This is a genomic window from Citrobacter sp. Cpo030 (assembly GCF_030333005.1).
Lineage (GTDB): Bacteria > Pseudomonadota > Gammaproteobacteria > Enterobacterales > Enterobacteriaceae > Citrobacter > Citrobacter portucalensis.
In genome coordinates, this window is the sequence record NZ_JAOWGT010000069.1 from 263,447 (window position 1) to 269,940 (window position 6,494).

Genomic DNA, 6,494 nt, shown 5'->3' on the forward strand with positions numbered 1-6,494 from the left:
CGGGGATGATGAAGGATGCGGCAGATGATAGGGAAAGGCGTGGCGCTGGCGGGAATGCTGTGCGTACTGCCTGTGTTTGCACATACGGTAATACTGGAAAGTGGCCGCCTTCACTTACGAGGGCAGCTCGTCAATGGTGCCTGTACGGTCGCTACCGACAGCCAAAATTTGCGGGTGCAAATGGGGCAGTATCGCACCAATGCTTTCTCCGGGACGGGAAGCTTTGCCTCTACCAGCGTGCCGTTTTCACTGCGCTTAACGTCATGCAGCTCCGATGTTTATGACCATGTTGGGATTGCGTTTGCAGGTGTGACGCCAGCGGAAGATCCGCAGGTTTTTCTTGCCAGTGGCGATGCGTCTGCGGCTTCAGGGATCGGTCTGGCGTTATTTGATGAGCGCCAACGGCAAATTATTCCGAATGCGCTGCCGCTTCATTATGCGCCGATTATAACGCAAGAGATGACGTTTCATTTCACTGCTCGTTATCGGGCTGTCTCGGAAAATATAACGCCGGGAGCGCTTCGTTCAGACGTGTGGTTTACGTTGGTTTATCCCTGATTTATTTTCCAACGATAATCGCATCAAAGGTATTTGTAGCTATGTTTAATTATCTAAAATCAGGTTTTATCCTTTTACTGGCCTTATTTTCTGCTGCCAGTGTTCAGGCTGCAGGCGGTATTGCATTAGGCGCTACTCGCGTTATTTATCCAGCCGATGCCAAACAAACGTCCCTGTCTATTAGCAATAGTGATACCAAAGAACGTTACCTGGTAAATTCATGGATCGAGAATAGCGCAGGTGTTAAAGAAAAATCGTTTGTGGTTACGCCTCCGTTGTTTGTCAGCGAGCCCAAAAGCGAAAACACGCTGCGTATCATCTATGCAGGTGTTCCGCTGCCTAAAGATCGTGAGTCGCTGTTCTGGATGAACGTGAAAGCCATTCCGTCAGTCAATAAAAACAGCCTCGAGGGTAAAAACGTTCTGCAACTGGCGATTTTGTCCCGCATCAAGCTTTTTGTCCGTCCGAATAATCTGCAGCAAATTCCGGAAGATGCGCCCGGGATGCTGAAATTCTCCCGTACCGGCAACCACCTGAAAATCAACAATCCGTCAGCGTATTACGTCACCTTGGTCAATCTCAACGTGGGGAAAACGAAGGTTGATAACGTGATGGTCGCGCCGAAAAGTGATGCGCAGGTCCTGCTACCAACGGGCGTTCAGGGCAACGTCACGTTCCAGACGGTCAATGATTATGGCGCTGTGACTCCGGCCCAAACGGTTAGCGTGCGTTGAGATAACGATGAATAAGACAACGTATTTTCTTGGCCTGTTACCGGGGGTTACGCCACCGCTGGCGGGGGTGGCGTTGTCCACGCTGGCGGCGCTCTTTCCCTCTTTAAGCCATGGGGAAAGCTATTTTAATCCGGCCTTTTTATCCGCGGATACGGCAACCGTGGCGGATTTATCACGTTTTGAAAAAGGCAATCACCAGCCTGAAGGCGTTTATCGTGTGGATATCTGGCGCAACGATGAGTTTGTTGCCACTCAGGATATACGTTTTACGACCAGCGCGGGAAAAGCCGGGGAGAAGTCTGGTGGGCTGATGCCATGTTTTGGACTCGACTGGGTGAAGCGCCTTGGTGTCAATATCACCGCATTTCCGGCACTCAGTAAGGATGCGAACGATACCTGTATCAATCTACCTGAGGCGATTCCAGGCAGCGAGATTGCATTTGATTTTTCTACCCTGCGCTTAAACGTCAGCCTGCCTCAGGCGTCAATGTTAAACAGCGCGCGTGGCTATATTCCGCCGGAAGAGTGGGATGAAGGGATCCCGGCTGCGCTGGTCAACTACAGCTTTACCGGCAGCCGCGGCAGTGACACTGACAGCTACTTCTTAAGTATGCTCAGTGGCCTGAACTATGGCCCCTGGCGCTTGAGAAATAACGGCGCATGGAGCTATTCCAAAGGTGACGGATACCACTCACAAAGCTGGAAAAATATCGGTACATGGCTTCAGCGCGCGATTATCCCGCTGAAGGGTGAACTGGTGATGGGCGACAGCAACACCGGCAACGACGTTTTTGACAGCGTCGGGTTTCGCGGGGCGCGGTTCTATTCCTCAGACAGTATGTATCCCGACAGCTTACAGGGCTACGCGCCTACCGTTCGCGGTATTGCGCGCACCGCAGCGAAACTCACCATCCGTCAGAATGGCTATGTGATTTATCAAAGCTATGTTTCACCGGGCGCTTTCTCGATAACCGATCTCAACCCGACGTCATCCAGCGGTGACCTTGAGGTGACGGTGGACGAAAAGGACGGCAGCCAACAGCGCTATACGGTGCCGTACTCCACGGTTCCCCTGTTACAACGAGAAGGGCGTTTCAAATACGACGTGGTTGCCGGGGATTTTCGCAGCGGCAATAGCCAGCAATCTTCACCGTTCTTTTTCCAGGGAACATTAATTGCCGGGTTACCTGAGGGCTACACCGCATACGGTGGTACACAGTTGGCCTCACGTTACACGGCGGTAGTTTTAGGTACAGGCCGAAACCTGGGGGACTGGGGGGCGGTTTCTGTGGATTTAACCCATGCGCGCAGCCAGCTGGCGGATGACAGTACGCACCAGGGGCAGTCTCTGCGTTTTCTGTATGCAAAATCGCTGAACAACTTTGGCACAAACTTCCAGCTGTTGGGATACCGCTACTCAACGCGTGGCTTCTATACCCTCGACGATGTCGCGTATCGCAGCATGGAAGGCTATGAGTATGAATACGACAGCGAAGGTAATCGCCACGACGTGCCCGATGTGAAGAGCTATCACAATCTGAGTTACAGCAAAAAGGGCCGCTTTCAGATTAACATTTCGCAGAACCTGGGAGACTACGGCTCGCTGTATGTTTCGGGGAGTCAGCAAACGTACTGGAATACCTCAGACACCAATACCTGGTATCAGGTGGGCTATGCCAGCGGCTGGCAGGGGATTAGCTATTCACTCTCCTGGTCGTGGAATGAATCGGTAGGCATCTCCGACACCGACCGTATTCTGGCATTCAATATGTCAGTGCCGTTCAGCCTGCTAAGCGGACGGCGCTACTCGCGTGATAACGCGCTCGATCGCACCTACGCCACCTTTAATGCCAACCGCAACAGCAACGGACAAAACAGCTGGCAGAGCGGGATCGGCGGGACGTTACTGGATGGGCGCAACCTGAGCTACAGCGTGAATCAGGGGCACAGCAGCACCAACGGCTACAGCGGAAACGCCAGCGCCAACTGGCAGGCGGCCTATGGCACGCTGGGCGTGGGATACAACTACGATCGCGATCAGCATGACTACAACTGGCAGCTTTCCGGCGGCGTGGTGGGGCATGCGGACGGTATTACGCTCAGTCAGCCGCTGGGGGACACCAACGTGCTGGTTAAAGCGCCTGGCGCGCAGGGCGTACGAGTAGAAAACCAGACCGGCGTGCAAACCGACTGGCGTGGATACGCGGTGATGCCGTATGCCACCGTTTATCGCTATAACCGCGTCGCATTAGATACCAATTCAATGAACAACAATACCGATGTGGAAAATAACGTTAGCAGCGTCGTGCCAACGCAAGGGGCATTAGTGCGAGCGGCGTTTGATACACGTATCGGTGTGCGGGCGCTGATAACCGCGAAATATGCAGGTAAACCTGTGCCATTTGGCTCCGTTGTGCGTGAAAACGCCAGCGGCGTGACCAGTATGGTGGGCGAAGACGGGCAAATCTACCTGAGCGGCTTGCCGCTAAAAGGTGAATTACTGATCCAATGGGGGGAAAGCGCTAACGCTCGCTGCGTGGCGCACTATGCCTTGCCTGAGGAGAGTCTGAAACAGGCGGTGACGCTCACGAACGTTACGTGCGAATCTCCAACGGCACGACAGGAATAATACGATGAAACGACAAACGGGTTTGTTACTGGGATGCGCTTTACTGCTGATGGCCCATTCGTCATGGGCGACAGTCTGCCAAAACTCGAATGGCACACCAACGGATGTTTTTTACGATCTGTCGAACGTCTTTAACAGCAGCAATAACCGGCCGGGACAGGTGGTGACGTTACCGGAAAAATCGGGCTGGATTGGCGTTAATGCTACCTGTCCGGCCGGGACGACGGTGAATTACACCTATCGAAGCTACGTTACGGAACTCCCTGTGCAAAGTACAGAAAATGGTTTTCAGTACCTGAAACTCAATGACTACCTGCTGGGGGCTATGAGCATCACCGATAGCTCTGCTGGGTTGTTTTATCCCCCGCGTAATTATATCCGTATGGGAACTCACCCCAACGTACCTAAGCAGCAGCCTTTTGGCGTAATGGATTCAAAGCTGGTGTTTAAACTCAAAGTGATTCGCTCGTTTATTAACATGGTGCCGATCCCGCGCCAGACCATGTTCAGAGTCTATGTCACGACCAGTACTGGAGATGCGCTAAGCACGCCGGTTTATACCATCAGCTACAGCGGTAAGGTGGAGGTTCCACAAAACTGTGAGGTGAACGCAGGGCAGATTGTCGAGTTTGATTTTGGCGATATTGGCGCATCGTTGTTCAGCAAGGCGGGGGCAGGAAACCGTCCCGAAGGCATTAATCCGCAGACCAAAACGGTGGCGATAAAATGCACCAACGTCGCTGCACAAGCCTACTTAACCATGCGGGTAGAGGCCGAGAAAGCCTCCGGGCAAATGATGGTATCGGACAATCCTGACTTAGGGTTCATTGTCGCCGACAAAACCGGTAGACCGCTGACGCCCAATAATCTGTCCAGCACGATCCCATTTCAACTGGATGATAACGCCGCGGCAAACGTGAGTATTCGGACATGGCCGGTCAGCGTGACAGGGAATAAACCTACCGAAGGGCCTTTTACTGCCCGTGGCTATCTGCGAGTAGATTATGACTAACAAGCAAACGCCAACTTCATGGGCGCTTTTGGTGATGCTGCCCATACTGACATTCAGCTCGTTGTGCCATGCGGCCTCATCGCTGGGCGAAATCAATATTGAACTGCGCGGAAACGTGGTGGACTTTACCTGTGCGGTGATTGCCAGTGACAGCAATAAGTCGGTTGAATTGGGCACCTGGCCAACAAAGCAGTTACAGACCAGCGGGGATACTACCCAACCAGTCGCGTTTACGCTGAAGCTGGAAGGCTGCCCGCCAGGATCCGCCTCGATAACGTTTTCGGGTACTCCGGCCCCAGGCACGACGTTGCTCGCACTTGACGATGCGGTGATGGCGCAAAAGGTGGCGATTGAACTTCATGACAGTGACCGTACGCGATTACCGCTCGAACAGGCCAGCCAAACCGTAGGGATTGATGAAAACGGTAATGCCACGTTGACCTTTTTCGCCAACTATATTGCGTTAGCAGGCGGGGTTCAGCCAGGCCTCGCCAGGGCCGATGCCACATTTATGATTAACTATAACTAATCAATGCCTGGATAAAACGCTCCCGAACGACATCTCGCCGGGAGTGCTATTACATTAATTCATGCATTTTTGCGTAATCGATCAGCTCAACGATAGTATGTAAGCCGAGTTTGGCGTAGATGTTAGCTTTGTGAGCACTAATCGTTTTATTGCTGAGTAACAGCTGCTCAGCAATTTCCTTATTAGAGAGGCCATTTGCCAGATAACGCAAAACCGTAACTTCGCGATTAGAGAGCGGCATGTCATTCAATACACCTTTTTTCATATTTATATTGTTAATGAAGTTTAGGGTGTCTGAAGGGAAAAAAGAATATCCCGATAAAATCATTTTTACCGCATTGTAGATATCATTCAAATCCTTTCGTTTACTGACAAAACCATTTGCACCGGCCCGGATAGCACGCCCGGCATAAAAGGACTCCGATTTGGAGGAGAGAAACAGCACCCGAGTATTCTCCTGCAGAGACTTTATTCTCTTGAGTAATGTAAATCCATCTGAACCAGGTAGTTCAATATCCAGAATGACAAGATCGACAGGGTAAGTGCGCAGGTGCTCTATTGCCGTACGGCTGTCATCGGTCTTCAACACAACCTGGATATTACTGTTTTTTTCAAGTAGTACTTCTATCGACATTCTGACAATAGGGTGTTCGTCCATAATGATAACGGATGCTGGTTTCATTGTTGTATGCCTCAAACTGTATGCGTATCTTGATAATTTTATAAAACATCAGGCGTTATAATATTGTCAAATAGCCAAGGGTTGTTCTGAGGGAGAGTCGAATAAATATTATTTCATCCTTGTTTATTCGGTTGCTCTTCTACAGAACAATGAATTTGTGGAAAATCCATTTCACACTGGGAAAACTAACAATTAATCAGAAAACTATGGGGATTATACCTGCTCTGTTCTTTCGGAAAAGGCTTACAACATTCAGGTTGTTAATGTCAGTTAGGGAAGGTGCGAATAAGCAGGTCATTTCTTCCCAAGCTGACTCGCTGATTAAAATTTCGCGGATCTGGGCCGATTTT

General features: G+C 51.0%; 6 protein-coding genes. 5 read left to right on the forward strand and 1 reads right to left on the reverse strand.

All coding sequences use genetic code 11. The features are described from left to right. Positions 1–24 precede the first annotated feature (24 nt). Genes fimI through sfmF form a run of 5 tightly spaced genes read left to right on the forward strand, consistent with a single transcriptional unit; the run spans position 25 to position 5,462 of the window. Positions 25–558 (forward strand): type 1 fimbrial protein subunit FimI, encoded by a 534-nt coding sequence (gene fimI, locus OGY37_RS16880; RefSeq protein ID WP_003831114.1) that lies wholly within the window; start codon positions 25–27, stop codon positions 556–558. A gap of 41 nt (positions 559–599) precedes the next feature. Next, on the forward strand, positions 600–1,292 hold the full coding sequence (gene fimC / locus OGY37_RS16885) for a type 1 fimbria chaperone FimC (protein ID WP_003831115.1): 693 nt from the start codon (positions 600–602) through the stop codon (positions 1,290–1,292). A gap of 7 nt (positions 1,293–1,299) precedes the next feature. Next, on the forward strand, positions 1,300–3,921 hold the full coding sequence (locus OGY37_RS16890) for a fimbrial biogenesis usher protein (RefSeq protein ID WP_174785033.1): 2,622 nt from the start codon (positions 1,300–1,302) through the stop codon (positions 3,919–3,921). A 4-nt stretch (positions 3,922–3,925) separates the two neighbouring features. After that, positions 3,926–4,933: a type 1 fimbria D-mannose specific adhesin FimH gene (fimH, locus tag OGY37_RS16895; protein ID WP_407599170.1), complete on the forward strand. Its 1,008-nt coding sequence runs from the start codon at positions 3,926–3,928 to the stop codon at positions 4,931–4,933. A gap of 34 nt (positions 4,934–4,967) precedes the next feature. Next, positions 4,968–5,462, forward strand: a complete 495-nt coding sequence (gene sfmF, locus OGY37_RS16900; RefSeq protein ID WP_286621290.1) for a fimbria assembly protein — start codon at positions 4,968–4,970, stop codon at positions 5,460–5,462. Positions 5,463–5,511: 49 nt separating this feature from the next. On the opposite strand, the gene fimZ is transcribed toward sfmF, so the two are convergent. Beyond that, the gene (gene fimZ, locus OGY37_RS16905; RefSeq protein WP_003831119.1) at positions 5,512–6,144 is read right to left on the reverse strand and encodes a fimbria biosynthesis transcriptional regulator FimZ; all 633 of its coding nucleotides are present in this window, start codon (positions 6,142–6,144) and stop codon (positions 5,512–5,514) included. Positions 6,145–6,494 lie beyond the last annotated feature (350 nt).

What these genes read in the sequence shown, in the direction of transcription:
- fimZ (WP_003831119.1), bottom strand. Translation starts at nt 6,144, where the DNA reads ATGAAACCAGCATCCGTTATCATTATGGACGAACACCCTATTGTCAGA.
- fimI (WP_003831114.1), top strand. Translation starts at nt 25, where the DNA reads ATGATAGGGAAAGGCGTGGCGCTGGCGGGAATGCTGTGCGTACTGCCT.
- sfmF (WP_286621290.1), top strand. Translation starts at nt 4,968, where the DNA reads ATGCTGCCCATACTGACATTCAGCTCGTTGTGCCATGCGGCCTCATCG.
- fimH (WP_407599170.1), top strand. Translation starts at nt 3,926, where the DNA reads ATGAAACGACAAACGGGTTTGTTACTGGGATGCGCTTTACTGCTGATG.
- OGY37_RS16890 (WP_174785033.1), top strand. Translation starts at nt 1,300, where the DNA reads ATGAATAAGACAACGTATTTTCTTGGCCTGTTACCGGGGGTTACGCCA.
- fimC (WP_003831115.1), top strand. Translation starts at nt 600, where the DNA reads ATGTTTAATTATCTAAAATCAGGTTTTATCCTTTTACTGGCCTTATTT.